We start from the raw sequence: 25,765 nt of genomic DNA, 5'->3' as shown, positions 1-25,765 counted from the left end.
TGTGGTCACAGAGAGCCCGCACCACGGCAGGTGCTCCTCCTTCTCACGGATATTCCTGCACTCTCCGGACGGAACGTGCTGTCGGAACCCATCGACAAGCGGCCTCGGTTGAGACCTAGGCAGCCAGTGCGGCCGGGCTGGCGGACCACTCACTCCTCTGCAGTTGCTCAAAGATCCGCCGCCCGAAGCCCCCGACCTCGTGGTCGGGGCCGTGGTCGGGCTCAAGGTCGTAGTCGTAGTCGTAGTCGCGGTCGTGGTCGGGCTCAGGGCCGGCATCGGGGTCGTGGTCGGGGTGGTGGTCGGGGTGGTGGTCGGGGGCCTGGTCGTGGTCTTGCTCCGCGCCGTGGTCGTGGTCGCGGGCCTGGTCCTGCTCCGCGTCGGGGTCGTGGTCGGGGTGGGGGTGGGCCTAGCCGTGGATGCTCATCGGTGCCCAACGCCGAACTGCGCAGCGCGATTGCGCGCTCGGCGGCTCTGCGCAACGACGTTCGTGCGCAACGGTTGCGCACGGAGTGGGGGCCTGAGTTCGTGGCCCTGCGCGGTTGCGCAGTAGCAGTGGCATCCCTCAAGCGTGTCGTGGACCGATCTGCGGTCCGGTCGGCCGTGGTGGGGGCTGTGGTCGGGCCGACCACGGGTTTCGAGTCCTCATCGTGACCGTGGTCGGGGTCTGGTGGTCGGTGGTCAGGTCGGGGTCGGTGGATTTGCTCTAGGTCATCAACAGTCGTTGCGACCTGGGAGTTTGAACATGCCTGCGGACAAAGCGCCATCCGCCCTTGTGGCTTCGGGCATCACGCTGGAGAGGATGCGGCGACGCGTTCATCTCACGCGTCTGGCGGCTTGGACTGCCATAGCGGCCGGCCCGACCGCTCTGTGCATCGCGATCACCTCGGGCCCGACCACGGTTCAAGCCGCGGTTGCGCAAGCTGCGCCCACGCGCCCGGTTGCGCAACGCTCCGACCCGGCCGGCTTTGCGCAGTTGTTCGTCGGTGCCTGGTTGCACAGCAGTGCGGATGACGCCTCGAGTGCGCAGGCGCGGCTTGCGCAGTCGATGGCGCCGGACGTCGAGCTGCCCGACCGGGGGGAGCGTGCGCAGCCAGGGCCGGAGTCGGTGACAGCGGTGCGCAGTGCGCCCCGCTCGGGGGACGTGTGGTCGGTGACGGTGGCTGCGCAGTACGCGGATGGCCGATTGCTCACCTTCGCCGTCCCCGTTGTCGCCGGCCGGGCTGGGGGTTCTTTCACGGTGACCGGCGCTCCCGGTGTTGTGGCTGGACCGGTGCAGGCCAAGGCGCCGCAGTCGCCGTACCAGGTGCCCGTTCCCGAGGGCCGTCTGTCGTCGTCGGTGGGTGAGTTTTTGTCCGCCTACCTGGCGGGTGCGGGTGAGGTGGACCGCTACCTCGCTCCTGGGGTGGCGCTGTCGGCGGTTTCGCCCGCCCCGTTCGAAGGGGTGAGGGTGCAGCAGGTGCGGGCGATCGAGGAGGCCGCAAGCGCCGGAAAGGCCGTCGACGGTGCGGCAGTGCACGTTCTGGTCCAGGTCGAGGCCCGTGACGGGGACGGGCGGTGGCCGCTCGCGTACGAGCTGGCGCTCACTGCCCGGTCGGGACGGTGGGAGGTCACCGGGCTGGACTCCGGAACTCCACTTCTGGACGGGGGCCGGTCATGACAGGGGTGCACGATCTGATGCTGGCGGGGCAGCTCAGCGATCTGGGCGACAGCTGGATCAGCATGTTCACCCAGTGGGCGGACAAGGGCCTGCAGGCCGGACTGGTCTGCATCGTGGTTGTCGTCATGATCCAGCGGTTCAGCATCAAGGCGGGCATCGCCGCCCTGCTCTCCCTGGTGGTCGCGCTGGGCCTGTACAACTCGCGCAACGACCTGGCGAGGATGTTCGAGGACGAGGTCAGCCATCCCTCGCAGGGCGCCCCAGCCGTGCCCGGGCCAGCTCCGGTATCGGGCGAACGCGCGTCTGGCACGGGCGGGTGGCTGTGAGCGCGGCCGTCGCCCGCTCGGGGCGGTTCTATACGGCTGCGCGCCGGCACCCGTGGGTGCTGGGCAAGGTCGCCGACTGGAAGATCCCGCTGGGTCCGTACACGCCTGCGCAGATCGCGGTCGCTCTCTGCGGCGGTTTCGCGCTGTTCAAGTCGATCTCTCTCTGGTCGTGGATGGGCCCTGTCCCGGTCGTCGCCTGGGTCCTGGCGATCTGGGCTGTGCGCCGCCCGAAGGTCCGCGGTCGTACGCCGCTGCAGGCGGCGCTCGGCTGGTTGCTGCTCGTGTGGCAGCCTGCGGGTGGCCGGCTCGGTGGCCGTGCCGCCCGGGACCGCGCTGCCCGACCCTTCCTGGGCGGCTTCACCCTCGAGGATGCGCCCGCGCCTGCTCGGGTGCGTGCGCCGTCTCGCACCGCGCTCGGGCCGGCCGGCCGGTCTGCTTCACCTCGCCGCGTGGTGGCGACAGGCCGCGTTGGCTTGTCGGTCGGGCCGGCGTCGCAGGTGGAGCAGCTTCTCGCGCTCGCCGGGCAGAGGGCAGGTGGACGGTGAGGGTGCCGATACGTCACATCGCCGGTCACCTGGTCTGGTCGACGCACGGCAGCGTGTGGGCCCTGTACCGGCTGCACCCGGGCCCCGATGGGCAGGGGCGGCGTGAGGAGAGCGTGCAGGGCACCTATGTGCCCGGGGCGGTCCGCGACGAACAGCTGTCGAAGATCACCCACCTGGTGCGGTCGTTGTCGGGGGCACCGCGCCTGTTCGGGCTGTGCGCCCGTATCGACGCGGGCGAGGTCGCCTTGCGGATGATCGAGGGTATCGAGCCGGTCGCGGCCCCGCAGAATGACGGCCCGCATCCGTGGGTTCAGAACGTCGAAGCAGCCCTGGACCTGCTGGACGGGCAGGAGATGCATCGCCGCACCCTGTGGCTGGCCGTCCCGCTCACCACCGAGAGAGCGGGCCTGCGCATGACGGCCTCCGTCGGAGCAGCGTGGGCGGAACTCTCCCCCACGCTCGGAGTCCTCCCAGCCCCGGTGGCACAGCGCGAGGTCCGCGCCTACCGGGAGCAGGCATCCCGGGTGGAGGCCGCGCTCGCCGGCGGCATCGCGTTCCGCCCGGCCCGGCCCGCGGAGGTCGTGTGGATGGTTCAGCACGCTGTGCACCGCGGGCTGCCCGAGCCCCTGCTCGCCGAGGCGGAGACCAGTGCGATGTATGGCGGCCAGGTCCGCGACGGGGTCCTGCGCTGCCCCAGTTACGCCGACCTCGGGCAAGTGCGGCTCCAGGAGGGAGGTGTCGACCCCGCGGCCGACGCTGTCGACAGCCTCAAGGGCAGCAATCAGGTCGCCCGGTCTGGGCGGAGTGCCTGGTGGCGGGTGAACAGCGGCTCGCCGTTGCGGCGGCGCTGGCTCCAGGTCGAGTCCGACGCAGGTACCGGCTATCAGGCGCAGCTGGCGCTGGCGGAGTGCCCGCCCTCGGTGAGCCAGGATTCTGCGGATCTGTTCGCGCAGTTGGAGATGCTCGACTTTCCCGTCGACTACACCATCGACCTCACCCTGGTTCCGGCGGAGAAGGCCCGCGACCAGGTGCGGCGCAAGAAGAACGAACTCATCGACCAGGCCGATCAGTACGACGCCCGCCCCACCGGCATGCCCGCCTCACTCACCGATGCCGCGCGCGACCTGGGCGAACTGGACGCACGCCTCTCCCGGACCTCGGTCGAGGTCGAGGTGCAGTCCGTGACCGTCCTGACCGTGTGGGGACCCACCGCCGCGATCTGCGACGCCAGGGCCCGGGCCCTGACCGCACTCTTGGGCGGCGCCGACTACCGGGCGGTGCGCCCGGCCGGCCTGCAGGAGGCCCTGTTCACCCTCGGCTTGCCCGCAACCGTGCGACCCGGAGCGGCACGGGAGTTCACCCAGCACCAGGTCTCCGAGGACTGGGCATTGGGCGGTGCCTTCACCACCGCGGAGGTGGGCGACCCGAACGGCATGTTCCTGGGCATCGACCTCGACTGCGGCACCACCCGCCCCGTGATGATCAACGTGGCGGATGCGCCCAAGCAGGACGTGTCCGCGTCGATGGGCGTCGTCGGGGATCTCGGCGCGGGAAAGAGCGTCCTGCAGAAGCTGATCGCCGAGTCGGTGTGGGCGCGGGGCGGTTGCGCCATCTGCATCGACCGCACGCCGGTCCGAGAATGGGCCACATTCGCCCGCACCGCGGCGAAGGGCCGCGTGCAGATCATTGACGCCGCTCAGGCAGAAGTCTCGATCGACCCGCTGCGCATGTTCGCGGGCCCCGAGGGACGCCACTACGCCCTGTCCTACCTCACCCTGCAGCTAGGGATCGGCCCGGTGAGCACCAACGGGGAGGTCCTGCACCATGCCGTGGAGCGGGCCGCCTGCGGCGAGAGCCCGTCCATGCGCCGCGTGCTGGACGTCCTCGAGGCGATGGCCACCAGCGAAGGAGGCAGGCGGCAAGACGCGGCAGCCACCCTCGCTGGCCTCATCCGCGTCGTCGCCACCAACCCGCTGGCAGCGATGGTGTTCGACCCCGACCTGCCGCCGGTGCGCCTGGACGCGTCCAGCACCTCCGACATGATCGTCATCACCACGACAGGCGTGACGCTGCCCCCCAAAGCCGCGTTCGACAAGCCTGAAGTGCTGCAGCAGCAGCCCCTGGAAGCTCTCATCGGCCGGGCCGTCCTGTATCTGATCGCGGCGATCGCCCGGCAGACAGCGTTCGAGGACCCGTCCCGGTTCACGGCCGTCGTCCTGGACGAGCTGTACTGGCTCACCTCGTCGGCGGAGGGCACCGCGCTGGTCCACGAGATCCTCCACGACGGCCGCAAGCACGGCGCGGGTCTGCTCGCCGGATCCCACGACGCCGCCGAGCTCGGACCCGACCGGGGCCTCATGGCCTACCGGGCCCTCGCCCGCACAGCGGATCGTGAACGCGCCCGCCGGGGACTGGAGTTCATCGGCCTGGACCCCGACGACACCGAGCTGGTACGCCTGGTGACCAGCGGCCTGTCCCCCGTCGGGCAGCGCGGCCGCGAGGGAGAGTTCCTGCTGACCTGCCCCCGGCAGAACACCGGCCGGGTGAAGACCGTCATCCCCCGCATCGACCGCATCACCACGTCCATCACCACCACCCCAGGACGGCGCTGACATGCGGTGCCCAGAGCGCGGCACGCTCCGCTCCGCCGCATTCGTCCTGCTGCTTGCCACCGTGTTCGTCGTGGTGAACAGCCAGGTCGTCTACGCGGCGGGCACCAGCAGCAGCGTGAGCGGAGACCTGCTCGCCCCGCTGAACATCACCTCCTCCGAGGGGGTGCCGATCAACGGGTATGAGCTGAACGCTTCGGGCGGGTCCATCCTCGCGTTTAAGTCCCAGGCTCTCGCCTTCGCCCTGTCCGGCCTGTTCACGCTGATCCGGCTGCTCGTCGGACTGGCGGGATGGGCGATCGAACTGGCCTTCCGGTTCCCCCTGCTGAAGATCCTGACCCGTCCCGCGCAGACGGTCGCCGACAGCTACAACACCGTGGTCGTCGACGCCCTCGGGCTGAAGGGTCTGCTGTTGGCGTGGGCCTTCGTCTTCGCAGGGTTCATGATCGTGCGGGGCAAGGTCGGACGCGGTCTGGGCGAGATCTTCCTGACCCTGCTGATCGCGGCGTTCGCCGCGTCGGCGTTCGTCCGGCCCGACTACCTCCTCTCCCAGGACGGCCCGCTCGCTCAGGGACAGCAGGTGGCCGCCGAGGTCGCACAGCAGTCCGTCAACTCCTACAACTGGGGCGGCAAACTCGCCAGCCGCGGCCCGTGCGACGCCATCGCCGGCAACGCGGAACTGGGGTGCCTCGAGCGTGAGGGGGAAGGACCGGTGTCGGCCGCCGAGGTGGCCCGTCCGATCCAGGACTCCATCACCAACGCACTGATCGTCAAGCCGTACATGCTGCTTCAGTACGGGCGCATCCTCGACCCGTCCAAAGCCTCCGACACCAAGGCCTACGCCGTCCACCTGAAATGGATCACCGGCGGCTACAAGGCGAGTGCGGTCAAGGAGGACAAGGACGACCCGTGCGGGCTCCTGAAAGGGCCGGCGAAGAAGTGGTGCCAGCGCGAGCACGCCGGACAGTCCGCGAAAGACTCGCTGCCCGACTTCACCCCGGGCGGGCAGCTCCTCGACACCGCAAACCCTGTCCTGAGCGAGGAGGACCAGGAGTTCGCCGCGTTCCTCGCCGATCTGAAGAAGGCCGGACCCGTCGGCACGTCCTGCGCCGCCTATGCACAAAAGCCCACCTGGTGGCGGGTCGGCGGCGCCGCCCTGCTCCTGGTCGCCGCCCTGTTCATCTGCGGCATGCTGCTGTCTTCCGCGATCGTTCTGCTGGGCACGCAGGCCGTGTGCGTGGCGGCCGCGACCACCGGAGGCGTCACCTTCATTGCCGGCATGCTGCCGGGGCCGGCGCGCCAGAGCGTGTGGAAGTGGCTGTCCCTGTGGGGCATCGCGGTCCTCGCCATGGTCGGTGTGTGCGCGTTCGTGCCGTTCTTCGGGATCGCCGTGGACGCCACCATCACAAACGGCCCCGACCTCATGGTGGAGCGGATCCTGCTCATCGATGTGCTGGCCATCGCCGGCGCGGCAGGCCACCGCCGCCTGCTGGCCGGGATCACGTCGTTCGGGCAGCGGATGGCGCTGCGGATGCGCTACGCCAAGGTCGGCGGCACCCACCTGCCCGGCGACAGCAGCGAACTCGGGGCGGCGCTCGCCTTGAACTCGCCCGCAGGAAGCGGCGGGTACGGGGGCGGTCTGCGCTCCCTGGCCGGTGGCCGGGGTGGCAGGTTCGCCCTGCTCGGTACCCGTCATCGGCTCATCAGTGCACTGTCCTCGGTGGCCGACGGCCGCGGGATGCCCGCGGACCCGGGCCGGATCCTCAGCGATGCCACCGCCGAGGCGGGCCGCGGTCTCGCACCCCTGACCGCGGCCGCCGCCCTCGGCGGGCTAGGCACACGGATCGGTGCCAAGGGGACCTACGGGCTGCTGATCGGCCGCCGCCCGGACCGGGAGCAGCTCGCCAAGTGGCAAAAGCCCACCGCCCAAGGCGATGTGAACGCGGGCGGACCTGCCACGGGCCGTTCTGCCGTCAGCGGTGGAACACCGCGTCGGCCATCCGGGCCGGCAGACCGGTACCGCAACGCGGGCGGGCAGGTCATCGACCGAACGTCCGGGGAAGTGGTGCACGACCAGAACAGCGACCGCACCCTGCTGTCCACCCGCGCCCACAACCGGCTCGTCCGCTTCCGCGGCTACCGCATCCTCAACCGCGGCACCCGAGCCGCCTACGGCGCGACCGCCGGTCTGCCGACGACCGCACGCCGCGCCGGTGAACGACGCACGCAATACGCACACGATGCACGCCAGCAGGTACGCGTGTGGGGCAACACCCTGCGCGAGGACGGCCGCGCCTGGACCGCCGCCGGCCTTCACGTCCGCCAGACACTGCGCGAGGACAGCACCGACCGGGGAGCCCGCGCACCCTTCACCGGCCCTCGTCGCCTGCCGTCCGCGCCCTCACCGGCCAGTGGGGCAAATCGCGCACCCGCCATGAAACGCCAGGCCCCGCCAGCTGCGCCGACCAGGTCTCCCGAGCCAGGCACCGCCCCAGCCACTTCAGCACGCCCGGCGCAGCAGGTGCAGCGACGCCCCGACGGGACTCGGCTCCCCGGCGTCGCACGCACCGGCTCCCAGGCCCGCAACGAGGCGCAGATTCGGATGCAGGAACTGATGCGGCGCACCAGTCCCGAAGCCGAACGGCTCCGCCAGGAACGCGAGCAGCAACGCCCGCGCAGCGGAAGTGACGACGGCCAGGAGGACAGCGAGTGATGGCCGGAGCATCCCGTGTGCGCCGCCTCAGACGGTGGGTGTGGGTGACGGCGGTCCTGCTGTTCGCGGCCGTCTGCTGTGCCGCGCCCATAGCGGGCGCCATCGGCGCCGTCACCGCCCTGCAGGTGGCCGCCGACGACGGCGGGATCGCCGAAGGCGGCAGCGCAGCCGACATTCCGCCGCGCATGCTCACCGCGTACAAGAAGGCGGCATCGCAGGTGGTCCGGTACGTGCCGACGTGCCAGGGCATGCGCTGGCCGGTCCTCGCCGGGATCGCCAAGGTCGAGTCGAACCACGCCATCGGCCGCAGCATCACCGCAGACGGCGACATCCGCCCCAAGATCTACGGTGTGCTCCTCAACGGCTCCGGTGCCGGCGGCAACACCACGGCTGTGGCGGACACCGACGGCGGGAAGTGGGACGGCACCGCGGCCGGCGAACGGGCCGTAGGCCCCTTCCAGTTCCTGCCCTCCACCTGGGAGCACGTAGGCAAGGACGCAGGCGGCGACAAGCGGGCCGACCCGCACAACGCCGACGACGCCGCCCTCGGCGCAGCCATCTACCTCTGCGGAAACGGCCGTCACCTCACACAGCGCTCTCAACTGAAAGCGGCGATCCTGCAGTACAACCACTCCGCCACGTACGTGGACAACGTGCTGGCCTGGATCGACCAGTACACAGCTGCCGTCAACCATCCGGACCTGAGTAAAACGTCCGGCAAAGCCCGCTCCGTCATCGACACGGCATGGTCCCAGCGCGGCGTTCCGTACTCGTGGGGCGGCGGCAACGCCAGCGGCGCCTCCTACGGAATCTGCTGCTCCCCCAGCGGCAAAAGCGGGGCGAGCATCAAGGGCTTCGACTGCTCCGGACTGACCACCTTCGCGTACGCGCAGGCCGGGATTCGGCTGCCGCGCACAGCGGCAGGGCAGGCCGGCGCCGGCACGCGGATACCCGCCAGCCGCGGCAAGGGTGCCCTGCGCCCCGGCGACCTCGTCTTCTACGCCTACGCACCGGGCCGCGATTCGACGATCTACCACGTCGGCATCTACGTCGGCGACGGGCAAATGATCAACGCTCCCCGCCCCGGCGCAGTCGTGCGCCTGGACTCCATCGACGTCATGTCCGGCTACGCAGGAGGGGCCCGGCTCCTATGAAAACCCTCACCCAACGCGGCTACGTCCACGCTCCCTGCAGCCAACGTGACGGGCAACCGACCCTCATCGCGGCCGCATTCATCGCGCAACGGTCAGTCGGTCCGCCACCAGCCCTGGCCCGTGTGCCAGTCCTTCACCCACTCCAAGAAGCCGCCCGGCGGCGAAAGGACAGGTTCACCGCCCGGAACCCAGACGTAGTGCCGATTCGTGACGTAGGGAGCCGCCCCAGCATCGCTGAGAGTCCAGATCTGGCCCCGCTGAGGGCCGGCCACCACAAGCGTCCAGAACGCGGCGGTGCCCTCGGGGCCAGGCTCGTCACGGCCCAGCAACACCGAACCCCACTGGTAGGCCTGGTGCTGCAGCGGGGCCTGGCGAGGGTCGTAGTCGTACTCCCACTGCGTGTCGTCCTTGAGGGGAAACGGCAGTGCCGGACTGCGGGCAGCGGCGCCATCGAACGGTTCAGGGCTGAACCAGTCCCGCGGCTTCCATCCAACCCAGCCGGCCGGTGTCTCCCCCAGCATGAGCAGACCGTCCTCTTCGGACGGACCGACATCCGCACCGTCCGCAATCTCCGCGACAAAGGTGCGGTACGGCTCGGGCAGCACAACGCCATGCCGCTCCTCCCACGACCGAAGCGCCTCCCAGCCCAGAGGCTGACCCCGCACCTCAGCAGGAAAAGCCGCGTGCAGCAGGGCTCTCGTCGAGGTCGTGTCGGTCATCGCCCAGTCATACCACCAGCCAACGACACACCCCCTCCCACCGCACACAAGGCCCCACAGAGCCCGCCGTCCGCCGAGTGCGCGACAACGCACGCCGGTTCACCCGGACACGACTCAACCAGTCAGGGGAGACAGCCGAAATGACAGGTGAGACAAGGACGTCCATGTCATCGCGTGCACTCCTCCTTGTGGCCAGCTTGCTGACGGCCAGCGGCATCGTCATCCTCTCCCTCCCCCGCGAGAGCCCGGTCCCGACTGCCTCCTCGGCCACACCGTCCGCGGCGATCTCTTCCATTCCACCGGCGGACACTCCGACCCCGCCGACACAGCCTCGCGCACCGAGCCCGGCAGCAGACCCAAACTCTGCGACCGCCGGGCCGCCCCCTCACCAGAACAGCAACGCAAAGCTGCCTCCCCACGGTGACGGCGCCAGCGGCGACCCAGCCATTCAGCAGGCACTGGAGACGGCATGGCCCGCCGACCTCTCCCCCGCCGATGAGCAGAAGCTGCGCAAGCTGGCAACGTCCCTGCTGCGCGCAGACGCCACCGGCGTCGGCCGAGCAGGCAGGCCGGACGTCTTCCAGGGCCAGAACCAGGCGGTTGCGCCCGCGTTCGCCCTGGCCCGCTTCCGCATCCAGGGCGTCGTCGCACGCCGTGACGGAGCGGCCGGGCGGGCGGTGGTGCATCTGGTGTGGGCGGGCGCCGACCGGGGCGGCACCTTCACCGACGGCCGCATCACGGACCTGCATTTCATCCGCTCCATCACGAAGGGAGTCGTGCGGTGGAGTCCGACGCCCCGACACTGACCGGCATCCTCGCAGCCGGCCCGGCCCTCTCCCTGCTCACCCATCTAACGGCCGCAGTCTCCTGGCTGGCAGCACACTGGTTCATCCTCCCAGCGGCCACCGCACTCACCGCCATCGCCGGAGAAGCTACGGTCCGCGCGCTGGCCGTACGGGCATCCTCACAGCGCATGGCGCTGGAACTGGTGGCCAGCCAGCACTTCGACCCGAGCCTGGAGGAGATCTTCCGTCACGGACTGCAGCTCGCCCGCGCCTCCACCGCAGTCCCCTGGTGGGCGCCCCAGCGGACGAGGACCGTACAGGTCCGGCTGCGGGCGGACGGCACTACGCCACTCAGGTACCGCATCGAAGGCCCGGCCGGCGCTCAACGCCTGCTGTCCATCAACCCGTTCGGGCCGGACGTCAGCGTAGAGACCGCCCGCCCGATCGCCGACACGCCACGCAAGCACACCGTGCGGGCAGAGTTCGTGCTGCGGGGCAGGCCCGTGGCACCGCTTCGGAAGGTTCCGCTCGAGCCCGACCCACTGCAGCCACTCGCCGACGCGGTGTCCGACCTGAAAGCCGAACTCGGCGACCTCGCCGAGATCCGTCTCGACATCCAGCAAGCTCCCCGGCGGGCCCTGCGGCTCCGACGCCGCCAACTGCTGGCCGACGCACAGCAGGCAGCCCGCGCCCAGGCGCAGCGGTCGGCGCACTGGATACGCCACGGCCGACCGGATTCGCTACTCGCCCACCTTTCGGAGCAGCTCACCACACGGTCAGCGGGGCCCGGTTCGTCACGGCGGATGTTCATTCCACCGACACCCCGCCGGGTCGATGAGGCGCAGACGTTGGGCAAACTCGGCGACGACGCGGACGACCAGCTGGTGCGCGTGCAACTGCTCGTGGTGTGCCAGGCCGACCAGGAAGAACGGGCCCAGGCCCGGCTCACGCAGGTGCGGGCGGCGCTGGACGTGTTCGGCGGCCGCTCACGGTGGGCGATGCGCGGATGGCAACTGGGCCCGTGGCGGGTGGGCGCCGACCACTGGCTGAACCGCCCCAGCTTCGAACGCCGCTGGAACCTCGGGCACAGCCAGCCACCGAGATCGAACTGGGTGCGCATGGAGGAGCTGACCGGCCTGCTCAAGCCCCCGACAAGGAACTGCCGTCTGCCGCTGCTCGCCTCGGATCTGCCCTCCTTCACATTCGGGGATCCACAAGTGCTGCTGCAAGGCGCCTACCGGCAGCCGGACGGCAGCGAGCGCCTCGTCGCCACCTACGCCGACGAGACGTTCTTCGAAGTCGGCGTCGGCAAGGCCGGCGGCGGAAAGACAGAACGGGCCCTGGCCCAGGCCATCGGCTGGGCACACGCAGGCGGCGGCCTGATGTTCGTCGACCCGCACCGCGACTCCTGGCCCCGCGCCGCACCATTCCTGGCCCACGACAACCTCATGGACCACATCACGCTCATCGACCTCAACGGCCTCGGTCCCACACCGAAAGTAAGCTCGTGGAACCCGATCAGCATGCACCACGGCCAGGCACCGCACGACGTCGTCGAATCCGTCACCGACGCATACGCCGCCGCCCTGGGCTGGAACGACGCAACCGCCCCCCGCGCCATGACCATCCTCACCGCCGCCCTGACCGTCCTGGTCGCCGTCAACACGGCCGCCTGCCAGGCCGGACGACCCGACGACCAAACCACCCTCTTCCACGTGCGAGCCCTGATCACTGACCCAGCGTTCCGCTCAACAGCGCTCGCCCTCGCCGAAGAGAGCATCGACGAGGAGACCCGCGCCTGGTGGAAGGCGGTGTTCCCCACCATGTCCCGCGACGCCTACGCGGTCGTCCTCAACCCCATAGCCCGCCTGTCCGCCAACCCCATCACCCGAGCATTCCTCGGACAACCCATCGGCACCTACGACATCCGCGCCGCCATGGACTCCCACACCATCCTCTGGCTGTGCCCAGGCGGCAACGGACCCACCGACCGACTCCTCACCGCACTACTGGCCCGCGACCTCCTGCGAGCGGTGCGCTCACGCCGTGACCTACCCGAGCATCAACGAGCGCCCTTCCGGGCGTACTTCGACGAACTGATCACACTGACCGGATCAGCGCCGGAAACCATCGCCGCCATGTTCGAGGACTTCCGCAAATACAAGGTCCACGTCCACGGCATGACGCAACTACTCGCCCGCCTCCCCGCCCCGGTACGGCTCTCCCTCATGCAGAACGCATCCACACTCGCCACCACGGCCGGGTCGATGTCCGCGATCGAGCCGGTCACCGCCGAATGGGGCGGCAGCCCGAGCCCGGAACGCGTCGCCACCATGGAGCGCTTCTCACACTACATATCCATGAGCGTGCGCGGCCGCCGCGTCGGACCGGTCAAGGTCCGCGGCCCCCACCTGGACACCGTGTTCGGCGCCCAGGCCCGACCCCGGCAGGTCCCCGACCTGGAGAAGGCCGCCCTCTCCGCGGCCGGGGCCCGCCCGCTCACGAAACTGACGGACCACGCGGCCACCCAGCTCAGCCGGGTGAGCGCCTTCCTCACCGAGTACGCACCCGCCCGCCTCACCCTGTCGAAGGAGAAGGGGTACCAGTGACCACCGCCCAGACGCCGCAGGAGATTCCTGCGGAGGCGTTCACGCCGAGCCCTGTCGAACCCCTCGCCCACCAGCTGCTCGCCACGCTCGCGCAGCACCGCATGGCGACCACCGCCCAACTGCATGTCCTGCTGCGCCCCGACCGCACCCGCCAGTCGGTGTCCCAGCAGCTCAACACGCTGCGCCGGGAGAACTTGGTCGACTTCGCCGTCCTGCCCCAGGCCTACCGCTCCCGCGTCTGGTATCTCACGCCGAAGGCGGCCCGGCTGACCCGGGACTGGCCTGCGCTGCGCGGCCGGCCCTCGTATCCGATCACCTCCGGCACCGCGGCGTCGCTGAAGACGCCCCACACGTTGACGGTGCTCCGCGCCCACCTGGCGTTCGTCGCCGACGCCCGCCGCCGCGGTGACGAGCACGGGCACCTGGACTGGACCCCGGAGGTGTTCCACATGATCGGCGACGGGGAGCGGGTCGTCGCGGACGCGGTCATGCACTACACCGTCACCAGCGGTGCGGACGGTCAACATCGGCGCAAGCTACGGGCATTCGTCGAGGTCGACCGCACCACCATGAGCAGCGAACGCCTCGCGGCGAAGCTGATCGAGTACGCCCGCCTGTGGGCCTACGAGCCGCCCGCCATGGGGCGGCGGCGGGCCGCCGGGCCGGGCTGGCTGCGCTGGTACCCGGTCTTCCCCCGCGTCCTGTTCGTACTGACCGGCGCCGGCCGAACGGCCCTACGCAACCGGATCAGCGACCTCCAGGCCATGGTCGCCCAGCACCCACTGGTCATCGACTTCGCCCGCAACGTCCGCCTCGGGGCCGCGATGCTCGAGGACATCGAAGAGCACGGAGCGGCCGCCGAGGTATGGGTGCCGCTCGCGGGCGGCGGCATGCGGCCGTGGTCCGAACTCTGAAGGCGAACCAGAGCAAACCGGGCGGCGTGCAAAAACGCGAACCGAAAAGCCCTAGAACCATATATCGACTTACCGGACCGAATGTGACCGGATACGTCCCGAGATGCGCGAGTGAACTCACTTATCTGGCTGGGAAGTTGACCGGCATATGCGTAATCTCTCGATCACGGAAAAGCATCACCGCAGCTCGACCAGGCTGCGGAGGGTGCACCGCCGCCCTGCCCCGGGGCTTCGAGCGGCGGCCATCTCGCACCGCGTCGCACGGGGAGACAACGTGACACAAGCACTACGCCCACGCAGGCACTCCACCCTTCGCACATGGAAGCCTGCAATCACCTTTCTCGTCGCCACCGGCCTGATGACCCTGTCCGCGTGTGGTTCATCCGCCGGGAAGGTTGAGACGACCGGCAGACCGTCCATAGTGACGAAGTCGCCGGCGGCGTCCGCGGCCTCCGATCCGATGGAAGCTGCGCGCAAGGAAGCCATCGCAGCGTACGCGGCGTACTGGCGCGAGATGGAAAAGCTCTACGCTGATCCAAAAGGCGAAGGCGCACACCTCGATCGGTATGCGGCATCCGCCGCCTTAAAGAATGCCGAGACGGACGCCACGCGCGCCCACGGCGGCGGCCTCATCTACGTCGGTGACGTCACCGTCACCGACCCAATGGTCACCAAGGCTGACATCTCAGGGAAGGTCCCGAACGCGACCATCACAAGCTGCCTGGACATCTCTGACTGGCGAACCGTCGAAGCCAAATCCAAGAAGCCGGTGAAGCTCCCGGCCAATCGGTTGACCAAGTACATGGTCCTCTCCACCGTCGAGAAGTACCCAGCAGGCTGGCGGGTCACCAGCGACACACCCCAGGGAAAGTCATGCTGACGACCCTCCGCGCTGTGGTCACAACAATCACCGTCTTAGGTGCTGCACTGACCACTCCGCTCACTAGCTACGCGGCAGGAGACGAGGGGGGCGTCAAGTGCGGCAGGTGGAACTGCGAAGTCGAGGTCGACGTCCCTGGGCAGGGCTCCGGTGGCCAGAGCGGTGGGAACGGCGGCACGAGGGGAAGCGGCTCCTCACACGGCAAGGGCGCCGACGCGGACACTCGCCGTGACTACGAGAAGGTTTGCACTTACAAACTGTCAGATCCTCAACCACCGACCGGCAGTCTCGACTGGGAAGGACACAAACCCGGCGACGGAGCTGTATACGAGAGGTCCTGCAGCATCGGTCCCGACGGGCACGAAGACCTGTGGGTCACAGAGATGGTGTGGTTGGCCAACCCTCCTGCACAGCAGACCATCGACCCCGCCGTCTTGGCTCAGCGCGCGGTCGACTCGATGACATTGCGTGGTCCGGACATCGCCAGCCCCCGTATGGACGGGAAGTATACGGTCGGCGTCCCCTTGTGGATGTGGGTGAACCGGAGCGCCACCACCTACGGGCCAAACAGCGCCTCAGCTTCAGCAGGTGGGATCACCGTCACCGCGAAGGCCACAGTGTCCAAGATCGTGTGGAAGATGGGCGACGGTTCCTCCGTGACGTGCACCGGCCCCGGTACGCCATATACGGCGTCGAACGGGATGGCCAAGTCGCCGACTTGCGGACACGTCTACGACAAGACATCCGCCGGCTCCTCGGGCGGCCGGTACCCGCTCACCGCGACGTCGACCTGGACCATCGACTGGCAGGGCGGTGGCGAAACCGGCCAGCTCACCGAAATCCGGCAGACCAACATGACGGTGTCCATCGGCGAACTGCAGGTCGTCCGATAGCACCGCTGGAGGGAGCAAGACGTTGAGCAAGACGAAGGAAGCAACAGCGGTCGCCGAGCGCGGGCTGCCGCAGCACGCTGGGGTGGCCGGCCCCGTGAGCCCGCCTCGGGTGTCCGCGCGCCGTCGCCGTCCGGGCGTGATCGCCTTGTCGTTGGGGCTGATCGCGGCCGGCGGTGCCGGTGTCGCGGTCCTGCTGCTGCAGGTCGGGCACCGCACCGACGTCGTCACCGTGGTCCGCGACGTCCAGGTCGGCCAGGTGCTCACCGAGCAGGATCTGGGCAAGGCCTCCATCTCCCTGGACCCTGCGGTCAAGGCGGTCACCGCCGACCACCTGGACCAGGTCGTCGGTAAGCGCGCGGCCGTGGAGCTGCGGCCCGGCTCCCTGCTGACCCCCTCGCAGGTGATGACAGACAGCCTGGTGAAGGCAGGCGAGCAGCTGGTGCCGATCGGCCTGAAACCCGAGCAGATTCCGGCAACCGCTTTGGTGCCCGGGCAGAAGGTCCAACTGGTTCACGTCCCGGCGCAGGGTGAGACCGAGACCGACAAGCCGTCCGACGACGGGCCGAAGACGCTTGCCGGGCGAGTGGTGAAGGCATCCAGTGCCGCCCCGGGCACCGGAGTTGTGGTGGTAGACGTCGCCACGTCGGCCAGCGACGGGCCGACCGCCGCGGCGTGGGTGTCGTCTGGCACCCTGCGCCTGGTCCTCGCCGCCCCGGACGGCCGCTGATGGCCGTCATAGCCCTAGCCGGATGCAGTGGCGCGCCCGGCGTCACCACCAGCGCGCTTGCGCTGCTCCTGACGTGGCCGCTGGAGCCGGGCCGCAAGATGATCCTCGCCGAGTGCGACCCTGACGGCGGGGCCGTGCTCCACGGTCTGCTGCAGGGTGCGCTCGGTGACCGGTACGGGCTGCCCAACCTGTCGGTCGCGGCACGTAAGGGCGAGTTCGGTGAGGCGTTCTGGCGTCAGCTGATCGACCTAAGCGGCGAGGACAAGAGCGCCGACTCGCCGGCCGACCGGCTGCTGCTGCCCGGCATCACCGACACCGGCCAGGCCGCCAGTCTCGGATCGGTGTGGAAGGGCCTGGCGCAGATGTTCCGCGGAATCGAGGCCGACCACGGCCACGACGTCCTGATCGACCTCGGACGGCGCGGCGCGTTCGGCCCCTCCGCTGTCCTCGCCGACCAGGCCGACACCGTCATCGTCGTCGTCCGCAACACCCTGCGCTGCCTGCAGTCCGCCCAAGGACGCGTGCGCCAGCTCGACGAACGGGTCGGCGACGTCGGCCTGCTCGTCATCGACCAGGGCCCCTACCCGCCGGGCGAAGTGCAGCGCGTGCTCCAAGCGCCCGTCGTGGCAACCATCCCGTATACACCGGACGATGCCCGGGTGCTGTCCGACGGTGATCAGCAGCCCCGCCACTACACGCGCACTAAGCTGATGAAGGCCTCCCGCACGGCCGGGACGTTGATGGTGCAGCGTGCAGCGGTCCGCCGCTCCCGGCTCGATCCGCGCACCGCCCTCGCATCGGGGGTGCCCAGTGCGCGGTAGACCCCTCCACAAGGATCCAACCGTTGCTCCGGCTCCAGGTCCTCGCCCATCCAAATCAGCACGTCCGGGCGATGCTGCTGGCACACAAGCACTCGAACAGGCCGCACCACAGGTAACGGTCGACTACCAGGTGGCCCGGCACATCGCCGCCCAGGTGGCCAAGCAGCGCGAGGAGTTGCTCAAGACCACGCCGGATATGGACCGTGCGGGTGAGGAGCAGCGTTGCCTGGACTGGATCAACGAGGCCGTGGCGCTGTGGTCGGACGCGCAGGCGATGTCACCGCATCAGGACGAGGCGCTGCGGCGTGCCGTCTACGATCTGCTGTTCCGTGCGGGCCGGCTTCAGCCGTACCTGGACGACGAGCGGGTCGAGGACATCATCATCCAAGGCCCGGCCGAGGTGTGGCTGGACTACGGCGACGGCGAACGCCGCATGGTCGGGCCCATCGCCGACTCTGAGGAAGAACTCCTGGAGCTGCTGCGGGAGTTGGCTCGTGGGTCCGGGCACAACGAGCGGACGATCTCCACGGCCAACCCCACTTTGGCGCTTTCGCTGCAGGACGGCTCCCGTCTGCAGGCGATCACTGGCCTGGGGCCGATGACGTACGCCGTCATCCGTCGGCACCGGGTCTCCCACGCCGGACTGGACGATCTGGTCCGTCTGGGCACCATCGACCCGGTGTTGCGCGAGTTCCTTGGCGCGTGCGTACGCGCGGAGAAGAACATGATGATCGCGGGCAAACAGAAAGCCGGCAAGACCACCTTGCTGCGAGCGATGCTCAAGGAGTTCGACGCAGAGACCCGGTTCGCGACGATCCAGACCGAGGACGAGCTGTTCGCCCACGCCAACGGCTACCACCGCCAGGTCGTCTCCCTGGTCGGACGTGAATCCAACGGCGAACGCGATGCCGCTGGCCGCAGCGCCGGCGAGGTGACCCTCCTGGACCTGATTCACCCGGCGCTGCGCATGTCGCTGGAACGGATCGTGGTCGGTGAGGTCCGCGGCCCGGAGGTCGTGGCCATGATGCAGGCGCTGACGAACGGCTCGGGCGGCAACCTGTGCACGATCCACGCCCGGCGGCCAGACATTGTGTTCGACCGCATCGCGGAGCTGTACGCGCTCGCACAGGACAACCTCTCCGAACAGCTCGCCTACCGGCAGACCGCGAACGGCCTGGACTTCATCGTCTACGTCGACATGACCGACGAAACGCGGATCGGCGGCCGCCGTCACCGCTACGTCTCCCACGTCCTGGAGCTGACCGGGATCGGCGAGAACGGCCGCCCGGCCACCAACGAGATCTTCTCCCCCGGCCGCGAGTTCGGAGAGCTGCGCGCCGTGCCGCGCATGGATCCGGGCTGCGTCGACGACCTGCGCCGAGTCGGCTTCGACTCCGCCCTGCTCCAGCAGCCCTACGGGGCCTGGGCTGCGCCGCTGCCGCTCAAGGTGGTGGCGGGCCGATGACGCTGCTGCTGGCCTTGCTGTGTGGGATGACCCTGGTCGCCGGTCTGATCGGCGTCATCGCCGGCGTCGTCGGCACGACCGCCCCCCGGCGCGCGCCCCTGCGCCAGCGCTGGCAGGCCCGGCGGGCCGGCGCCGCGCAGAGCGAGGATGTTCGGCTGCGCCGCCGCACGCTGTCTGCCGCGGCCGTCGTCGTGTTCGTCGTCGTCTGGCTGGTCTCGGGGAACTTCGTCGGCGGCACGCTGCTCGGTGTGGCCGTGGTCGGTGTTCCCTGGCTGATCAGCCCGGCGCAGCTCGCGCAGGACCGCATCGGCCAGCTGGAGGGCCTATCCGAGTGGACGCAGCGCCTCGCGGGGCTGCTCCGCCTGGGGATGGGCCTGGAACAGGCGATGATCACCAGCCGTCAGGGCGCCCCCGAGGAACTCACCGGGCAGATCATCAACCTCTCCGACCGGCTACGGCTGGGCTGGCGCCCCCAGGAAGCACTCCGAGCCTTCGCCGAAGAACTCAACGACGTCACCGCGGACAAGGTCGCCGCCGCGCTCATCCTCTCCGTCAACGACCGGGGCCCAGGTCTCGCGCAGGCACTGGAGGACCTGGCAGGCACGGTACGCGAGGAGGTCGCCAAGAAACGTGCCATCGAGGCCGACCGGGCGAAGCCACGGACCACGGTGCGCTGGATGACCATCATCACCGTCGGTGTCGTGGTCGCCGGGTTCTTCGTCCCCTCCTACACCAAGCCCTACTCCACACTCCTGGGACAGCTCGTCCTCGCATTCCTGACCACCGGGTTCGTCGGCGTGCTGGCACTGATGCGGCAGCTGGGCAACTTCCGCCGCATCCCCCGCTTCCTGGTCACCGACCCGTCCAGCACCGTCCGGCTGCCTGCCCTCGCCCACGAGCCGGACCAGACGGCTCCCGGCCGACTGCCCGAAGGAGTCGCACCGTGAACCTGCTTTCCGCAGTGGCGTCCGGCGGCATGCTCGGCGCAGGCCTCGCGCTGATGATCCGTGAACTGCTCCGCCCCCAGCCCGCCCTGGCGGCCGCCCTCGCCCGCAGTGCGCCAGCCACGCTGACCATGCCCGAAGCGGACCTGGGCCGGGAAGAAGTGTGGGGGCGCTGGCTGCTGGCCCGCCTTCAGCGCCTGCCCGGCATCCGGGTACCGGTCGTGAACCTGGCGCTGCTCGGCCAGGGGCCAGGGCAGTTCATGCTGAAGAAGGTGGCGCTCGCCGGAACGGGACTGCTGTGTCCGGTCATCGCTACCGCTCCGTGGATCATCGCGGGCATCGGCCTGCCGCTCTACGTCCCGGCAGTGGTCGGTCTGATCGTCGCGGGCCTGCTGTTCATCACCCCCGACCTCGCTGTACGCGACCAGGCCAAACGGGCACGCGAGGAGTTCGCGCACGCCCTGTCGGCCTATCTGGACCTGGTAGCCCTGAAACGGGCCGCCGACGCCGGCCCCGCCGAAGCGCTGGAGAAGGCCGCCGAAGTCGGCCGAGGCTGGCCTTTCCTCTTCCTGCAGGGCGCCCTGCGCCGGGCCCGGCTGGAGAAGATCCCGCCTTACCAGGCGCTCGCCGAGCTCGCCGCCGAGTACGACCTGCCCGGCCTGGGCGACGTCGCCGACATCATGCGCGGCTCCGCCACCGACGGCGCAGCCGTCTACAAAGCCCTGCGGGCCCGCACCGCGGCGCTGAACGCCGAACTCCTCGCCGATCAGGCCGCGGAGGCGAACACAGCCAGCGAGAAGATGACCGCCCCCGGCGCCCTGCTCGCCGTGCTGGTGATGCTGCTGATGGCCTTCCCCGCCGTGATCCGCATGCTCACCGTCTGAACCCGCACCACCCCCACCCAAGCTGCAGAGAGGAAGAGGAACAGATCATGAGGAACACCGCCGCCCACACCTACCGGGCCCTCTACTGGCTGACCACGCGCCTGCAGGACGGCCTCACCGAGGCCAAGCGCCGGCCAGATCGCGGTGACATCAGCACCACCACCGTCATCATCTGGGTCGCCGCCGTCACCGGCGCCGTCCTCATCGCCGGAACCATCGCCGTCGTGATCTCCAAGTACAACGGCAAACTCTCCGGGCTGTGATGTCCCGCCGCGAACAATCACAGGACTGGTGGCGCGGTCGGCGGTGGAGCGACGACCGGGGCGATACGTCCATCCAGATGGCGATCGTCTTCCCGTTCGTGCTGCTCGCCACCATCGCCGTCATCCAGGCGTCCATGTGGTACTTCGCCCGGCAGATCGCGCTGACTGCTGCCCGCGAAGGAGCCGCCGCCGCCCGCGCCTACCAGGCCGGCCCTGGTGACGGGGCAGCCCGCGCCCGCGACATCCTCGCCCGAACCGCGGGCGACAGTCTCAGCGGCTACGCCGTGACTGCCGGCAGCGACGGTCAGCGTGTACGGGTCCAGGTGAGCGGGACGGCGATGTCGATGATCCCCGGCGTAGCCGGACTGCAGGTCAGCCAGACCGCGTCCGGCGCTGTAGAGCGCTGGACGACTCCAGGAGAGTGAGCAGGATGCGAGCGACTCGGTGGTTCGGTAGATGCGCTGAGGACCAGGGCAGTGTCGCGATCGAGGCTGCCATCATCCTTCCGTCGCTGATCATGTTCCTGTGTCTGGCCATCGCAGGAGGTCGCATCGTCACCTCCGAGGCGAAGATCGACGCGGCTGCCGAGGACGCGGCACGGGAGGCGTCCATTCACCGCACCTCGGCCGCCGCGCAGTCCGCCGCAGACACTGCAGCTGCCGAGTCTCTTGCCGATCAGGGCATCGCCTGCTCGTCGACGAGCGTGCATGTCGACGTCGGCGGTGTGAGCGTTCCCATTGGCCAAGTCGGCACCGTGACCGTGACGGTGGACTGCACTGTCCAGTTGTCTGACCTTTTACTTCCCGGCGCCCCCGGAGTCCGCATGCTTTCGTCCACGGCGACGTCCGTCGTCGATCTGTACCGGCAGCGGGGGGCGTAATGGCCTCGTGGAAGTCGAGGCCGGAGCGGGCCGATCGCGGTGGTGTCACGGTGTTCGTCGCCATCTGTGTCCTGGGGTTGATCGGCATCATCGGCGTGGCCGTCGACGGCGGAGCCAAGATGGCCGCCACCGAACGCGCCGACTACGTCGCGGGGGAAGCGGCCCGAGCGGGGGGGCAGGCCATCGACCCGGCAAAAGCCATCACTGGGCGGGCCATTGTCATCGATCCGCAAGATGCGACGGCTGCTGCCAAGGCCTACCTGGGCTCCGCAGGGGCCAGCGGCACCGTCAGCGTGTCCGGTGACGGCAAGCAGATCGCCGTCACAGTGACCGGCTCCAGCGACACCACGTTCCTGTCAGCCGTCGGAATCGGCACATTGCCGGTAACCGGCCAGGCCACCGCCACCCTCCTGCACGGCGTCACCGCACCCGAAGGGCCCTAATGCCAACTGCCACCCTGAGCAGCCTGTCCAGGGCTGCCGTGAGCCTTTCCGTCCTCATCGCTGCGGTCGGCGGCCTGCCGCTTCTGCTCGCCTGGGCCACCCCGGTGATCTGGGCCTCGAGCCACGACAACCTGGCGCATTTGCTGGACCGGCAGGACACCGGATCTGTGTTCCTGCTCATCCTGGTCGCGGTCGGCTGGGCCGGGTGGGCGCAGTTCACCTTTTGCGCACTGCGGGAGCTCGCGGCGCAGCTGCGCGGCCGCCGGTGGCACGCCCCGCGTGGATTGGGCACCGCGCAGCGGGCCGCAGCCCTCCTTGTGGGGAGCATCTTGGTCGTGCTGCCTGCTGGGTCGGCGCTGGCCTCCGACGCTCATGCCGCGACTGCCGCCCCCATCCCTGAGCAGACGTCCGTGAGTGTGCTGTCCCCATCGGCAGATCAGAGTGCGGGGGTCTCAGCGTCGGACGCGGGGTCGTCGTATGTGGTGCGGGAGACGCGGCCTGCGGAGAGCCTGTGGAGTATCGCGGAGCGGGAGTTGGGCGACGGGGAGCGGTGGAGGGAGATCTCTGAGCTCAATGCGGGACGGACCATGAGCGACGGACGTGTTTTCGAGTCCAGCAGCTTTTTGCAGCCTGGGTGGAAGCTGGTCATGCCGGACTCGGCGCAGGCAGGTAAGCGGCCCCGGACCGAAGGCCACAAGGCGGTCCCCGCAGACAGCGAAGAGCACCGCGTGGTCACGGTCCACACCGGAGACTCTCTGTCGAAGATCGCCGAGGCCGAATTAGGTGACGGCACCGAGTGGCCCATGCTGTTCGACGCCAGCGAGGGCAAAGTGCAGCCGGGTGGACTGCCCGCGATCACCAGCCCCGACCTCATCTACGCAGGCCAGCGCGTCACCATACCCAGCGCCCGAGTAGAACCGCCCGCTCCTTCCCCAGGCAGCCCGAATAGCCCGGGCAGAGAGCCTTCATCGGCCACACCAGTACCGCACGAGAACGAACCCACCGGCGACACAGAATCAGACGAAGCAGGTCCGCCGCCTACGGCATCAGGCACAAACCCCACCCGGCAACCCGGTTCAAGGGCTCCCAGCCACCCAACGGACGGTGCCACTGCCGACCACACGGCTGCGCCCGTGCCCTCTGCCGCAGTCACCGAGCCGGCCCCCGCCAGTCCTCTGCTGAATCTGCGGACGGTGTTCGGAGCAGGCGCGCTACTGGCTGCCGCCGTCACCTCCGCGCTCGCCTTGCGCAGGACGCTGCAAAGACGACGCCGCAAGCCGGGCGAGACGATCTCTATCGCCAGCGAAGCCACCCCGGTCGAACAGCAACTTGCAGCAGCTGCTGAACCCTCCGGCGCCGCCCGCCTGGACCGGGCGCTGCGCACCATGGTCCGCGCCGCAGAGCAGGACGGCCGCCCTACGCCCCTGCTGCGAGCCGCGCGGATCGATACTCGTACCCTGCATGTGCTCCCCGACGTCGCCTCATCCGAGCCCCAGCTGCCGTTCGCAGCGGGTGAGGCTGGCTGGTGGCGGCTGGACGACGACGCCGAACTCGTGGACGAAACTGAGACCCCCACGATTCCTGGCCCTCATCCTGCGCTGGTCACCGTCGGCAGTACCCCATCGGGTGACCTCGTCCTCGCCGATCTGACGCAGCTTCCCGTCCTGCTCCTGGACGGGAACCCGGTGCACGTCAGCGAGGTATGCACGTCACTGGCCCTCGAACTCGGCATGAGCCCGTGGGCGAGAGACGTCGAGGTCATCGTCGTCGGGTTCGGGGAAGAGCTGCCCAACCTGCTGCCGCACTCCCGTATCGCTTACATGCGCCAGCCCGAGCATGCGCTGCGCGACCTGACGGAGCGGCTGCTCGAGGTGCACCAGATGCCGGAGACCGCACACCACCCCTACGTGGTGCTGTGCGCCAGTCCCCTCACAGATGACACGGCCTGGCAGTTCGCCGATGTCCTCGGCAAAGGCAACCTGCCCATCGCCACGGCACTCGTCGCTCCCGTCGGCACGACGGCCTGCCACTTCCCGGAAGCAGAGATTCTCGCCGTCTCCGCGCAGGGCCCGCAGCACTTTGACGCCGTGGGCGTCGACATCACCGTGCAACGCTTGGAGGACGCCGCCTACCAACAGATCATCACCGCCCTCGCCGTATCCGGTCAGCCCGCATGCCCAGCGGAGGGCGCCTGGCAGCACGTCCCTGCAGAGCCCGACGTCACCAAGCGCGGCGTCGAGAGTCCGCAGACTGTGCCGTCTCGTGCCAGCACCTCCACACCCGCAGCAGCGCAGGCCGGTTCGAACGATGCCGGTGCCGACACGGATAATGCCGTCTTCCCTGCACTGCTCAAAGCCTCCACCGATCCTGCGGCACTGCCCCCGCTTTCGATGACTTCACCCGTCCACGCCGGCGCCCAGACCACTCCTTCGAGCGGCCAGGACCGAGCGGAAGAAGACGCTACTGCGACCGCAACGGACCGATCCCAGTCTGTGCGGCCGGCCACAGGATGGGGCGACGAGCAGACAACACCCGGGGTCATCGGGCCGCAGATTCGCGTGCTGGGAACCGTCGAAGTGGACGGCGTGGGGCGCACCGGCCACGGCCCGCGCATCGCCCAGCTCGCCGCCCTCCTCTACTTCCGCCCCGGCCGCACTGCCGACGCGCTGTGCACCGACATGGACCCCCTCAGCCCCTGGTCAACTTCCACCCTCAACGCCCGCCTCCAAGGCCTGCGCCGAGCCCTTGGAAGCAACGCCGACGGCGACCCATACGTGCCGCGCCGCAGCAACGGCGTGGACCCCTACCGGCTGGCCGACGCAGTGCGCTGTGACTGGACTCGCTTCCTCACACTCGCCGAACACTCCCTCCCTCTCGGTCCAGCAGGCCTGCCGGAACTCGAGGAGGCTCTGTCTGCGGTCCGCGGTCGCCCCTTCGGCACAAGGGCGCCCGCCTGGGCCGGCCCACTCCAGCAAGAGATGATCACCCGGATCGTCGACGTCGCCCACACCATCGCCACCCACCGCACCCGGCCAGGCCCACACCACGACCTTCACGCAGCACGCAAGGCGATCGCGACCGGTCTCGACGTCGACGAGAGCGCCGAACTCCTCTACCGGGACTGGCTTGTCATCGAGTCGACGGCCGGAAACCGGCCCGGCCTGCACGCCGCCGTCACCCGCCTCCAACAGGTCACTCAAGCACTCGACTGCGACCTGGAACTGGAGACTGAACAGCTCATCCAGGACCTCCTCACCACCAGCCCCGAGGCTCCAACGTCATGATCCCCTCGCAGCGATACGGCGACCACAGTCACACCAACACCCAGACGCGCCCCGACAACAACCGACCAACCCGACACGACGACACAGCCACGCGCAGCGAGCAACTGCACGCAGCATCAGAGGGCACACCAGCCGTACGACTGCGGCGACCACAGAAGATACTCATCGGTGTGGTCGTCGCCGGTGCGGTCGTCATCGCCGGGATCGGCTTCGCGGGTTCGTACGCGGCGGTCCGTGAGCTGGCGATCAA

Annotated in this window: 23 protein-coding genes; 22 read left to right on the top strand and 1 reads right to left on the bottom strand. The window is 69.4% G+C overall.

Features of this window, described 5'->3' with window-relative positions; all coding sequences use genetic code 11:
- Positions 1-742 precede the first annotated feature (742 nt).
- Genes AB0C62_RS39450 through AB0C62_RS39425 form a run of 6 tightly spaced genes read left to right on the top strand, consistent with a single transcriptional unit; the run spans position 743 to position 9,004 of the window.
- Positions 743-1,657 carry a conjugal transfer protein gene (locus AB0C62_RS39450; protein WP_362981759.1) on the top strand — a complete coding sequence of 305 codons (915 nt, stop codon included), beginning with the start codon at positions 743-745 and terminating at the stop codon, positions 1,655-1,657.
- Positions 1,654-1,983, top strand: coding sequence for a hypothetical protein (locus tag AB0C62_RS39445; RefSeq protein ID WP_362981757.1), 330 nt, complete (start codon positions 1,654-1,656; stop codon positions 1,981-1,983). Before AB0C62_RS39450 ends, AB0C62_RS39445 begins: the two co-directional genes overlap by 4 nt.
- Positions 1,980-2,528 (top strand): hypothetical protein, encoded by a 549-nt coding sequence (locus AB0C62_RS39440; protein WP_362981755.1) that lies wholly within the window; start codon positions 1,980-1,982, stop codon positions 2,526-2,528. Before AB0C62_RS39445 ends, AB0C62_RS39440 begins: the two co-directional genes overlap by 4 nt.
- Positions 2,525-5,140: an ATP-binding protein gene (locus tag AB0C62_RS39435; protein ID WP_362981753.1), complete on the top strand. Its 2,616-nt coding sequence runs from the start codon at positions 2,525-2,527 to the stop codon at positions 5,138-5,140. The genes AB0C62_RS39440 and AB0C62_RS39435 overlap by 4 nt, the downstream gene beginning before the upstream one ends.
- 1 nt (position 5,141) lies before the next feature.
- Positions 5,142-7,850 carry a hypothetical protein gene (locus tag AB0C62_RS39430; RefSeq protein ID WP_362981751.1) on the top strand — a complete coding sequence of 903 codons (2,709 nt, stop codon included), beginning with the start codon at positions 5,142-5,144 and terminating at the stop codon, positions 7,848-7,850.
- Positions 7,850-9,004 (top strand): bifunctional lytic transglycosylase/C40 family peptidase, encoded by a 1,155-nt coding sequence (locus AB0C62_RS39425; RefSeq protein ID WP_362981749.1) that lies wholly within the window; start codon positions 7,850-7,852, stop codon positions 9,002-9,004. The genes AB0C62_RS39430 and AB0C62_RS39425 overlap by 1 nt, the downstream gene beginning before the upstream one ends.
- Before the next feature lie 92 nt (positions 9,005-9,096).
- Here AB0C62_RS39425 and AB0C62_RS39420 read toward each other — a convergent pair whose 3' ends face one another.
- Entirely contained in the window at positions 9,097-9,723 is a 627-nt protein-coding gene (locus AB0C62_RS39420) for an SMI1/KNR4 family protein (RefSeq protein ID WP_362981747.1), read from the bottom strand.
- Between the two features lie 188 nt (positions 9,724-9,911).
- Here AB0C62_RS39420 and AB0C62_RS39415 point away from each other — a divergent pair, with 188 nt between their 5' ends.
- The 16 genes from AB0C62_RS39415 to AB0C62_RS39340 all read left to right on the top strand — a co-directional run.
- Positions 9,912-10,529, top strand: coding sequence for a hypothetical protein (locus AB0C62_RS39415; RefSeq protein WP_362981745.1), 618 nt, complete (start codon positions 9,912-9,914; stop codon positions 10,527-10,529).
- 167 nt (positions 10,530-10,696) lie between these two features.
- Positions 10,697-13,117 carry an ATP/GTP-binding protein gene (locus AB0C62_RS39410; RefSeq protein WP_362981777.1) on the top strand — a complete coding sequence of 807 codons (2,421 nt, stop codon included), beginning with the start codon at positions 10,697-10,699 and terminating at the stop codon, positions 13,115-13,117.
- Entirely contained in the window at positions 13,114-14,031 is a 918-nt protein-coding gene (locus tag AB0C62_RS39405) for a replication-relaxation family protein (RefSeq protein WP_362981743.1), read from the top strand. Before AB0C62_RS39410 ends, AB0C62_RS39405 begins: the two co-directional genes overlap by 4 nt.
- A 421-nt stretch (positions 14,032-14,452) precedes the next feature.
- Entirely contained in the window at positions 14,453-14,911 is a 459-nt protein-coding gene (locus AB0C62_RS39400) for a secreted protein/lipoprotein (protein WP_362981741.1), read from the top strand.
- Positions 14,905-15,804 (top strand): ATP/GTP-binding protein, encoded by a 900-nt coding sequence (locus AB0C62_RS39395; RefSeq protein WP_362981739.1) that lies wholly within the window; start codon positions 14,905-14,907, stop codon positions 15,802-15,804. The genes AB0C62_RS39400 and AB0C62_RS39395 overlap by 7 nt, the downstream gene beginning before the upstream one ends.
- Positions 15,805-15,826: 22 nt before the next feature.
- Entirely contained in the window at positions 15,827-16,531 is a 705-nt protein-coding gene (locus AB0C62_RS39390) for an SAF domain-containing protein (RefSeq protein ID WP_362981737.1), read from the top strand.
- Complete coding sequence (locus AB0C62_RS39385) at positions 16,531-17,352, top strand: hypothetical protein (RefSeq protein ID WP_362981735.1); 822 nt, start codon at positions 16,531-16,533, stop codon at positions 17,350-17,352. The genes AB0C62_RS39390 and AB0C62_RS39385 overlap by 1 nt, the downstream gene beginning before the upstream one ends.
- A complete protein-coding gene (locus AB0C62_RS39380; RefSeq protein ID WP_362981775.1) occupies positions 17,342-18,817 on the top strand; it encodes a CpaF/VirB11 family protein in 1,476 nt (491 codons plus the stop codon). The genes AB0C62_RS39385 and AB0C62_RS39380 overlap by 11 nt, the downstream gene beginning before the upstream one ends.
- Positions 18,814-19,764: a type II secretion system F family protein gene (locus AB0C62_RS39375; RefSeq protein WP_362981733.1), complete on the top strand. Its 951-nt coding sequence runs from the start codon at positions 18,814-18,816 to the stop codon at positions 19,762-19,764. Before AB0C62_RS39380 ends, AB0C62_RS39375 begins: the two co-directional genes overlap by 4 nt.
- Complete coding sequence (locus AB0C62_RS39370; RefSeq protein WP_362981731.1) at positions 19,761-20,645, top strand: type II secretion system F family protein; 885 nt, start codon at positions 19,761-19,763, stop codon at positions 20,643-20,645. The genes AB0C62_RS39375 and AB0C62_RS39370 overlap by 4 nt, the downstream gene beginning before the upstream one ends.
- A gap of 47 nt (positions 20,646-20,692) precedes the next feature.
- Positions 20,693-20,908, top strand: coding sequence for a hypothetical protein (locus tag AB0C62_RS39365; protein ID WP_358819286.1), 216 nt, complete (start codon positions 20,693-20,695; stop codon positions 20,906-20,908).
- Between the two features lie 77 nt (positions 20,909-20,985).
- A complete protein-coding gene (locus AB0C62_RS39360; RefSeq protein WP_362981729.1) occupies positions 20,986-21,333 on the top strand; it encodes a TadE/TadG family type IV pilus assembly protein in 348 nt (115 codons plus the stop codon).
- 5 nt (positions 21,334-21,338) lie between these two features.
- Positions 21,339-21,788 (top strand): TadE/TadG family type IV pilus assembly protein, encoded by a 450-nt coding sequence (locus tag AB0C62_RS39355; protein ID WP_362981727.1) that lies wholly within the window; start codon positions 21,339-21,341, stop codon positions 21,786-21,788.
- On the top strand, positions 21,788-22,231 hold the full coding sequence (locus tag AB0C62_RS39350; RefSeq protein ID WP_362981725.1) for a pilus assembly protein TadG-related protein: 444 nt from the start codon (positions 21,788-21,790) through the stop codon (positions 22,229-22,231). The genes AB0C62_RS39355 and AB0C62_RS39350 overlap by 1 nt, the downstream gene beginning before the upstream one ends.
- Before the next feature lie 38 nt (positions 22,232-22,269).
- The gene (locus AB0C62_RS39345) at positions 22,270-25,515 is read left to right on the top strand and encodes a hypothetical protein (RefSeq protein ID WP_362981723.1); all 3,246 of its coding nucleotides are present in this window, start codon (positions 22,270-22,272) and stop codon (positions 25,513-25,515) included.
- A partial coding sequence (locus AB0C62_RS39340) for a hypothetical protein (RefSeq protein ID WP_362981721.1) occupies positions 25,512-25,765 on the top strand: 254 nt, incomplete at its 3' end. The genes AB0C62_RS39345 and AB0C62_RS39340, both read left to right, overlap by 4 nt.

It is taken from the genome of Streptomyces sp. NPDC048643 (assembly GCF_040650615.1).
Taxonomy (GTDB): domain Bacteria; phylum Actinomycetota; class Actinomycetes; order Streptomycetales; family Streptomycetaceae; genus Streptomyces.
Note: the sequence above shows the minus strand (reverse complement) of the source record. Positions and strands in the feature narration are given on the sequence as shown.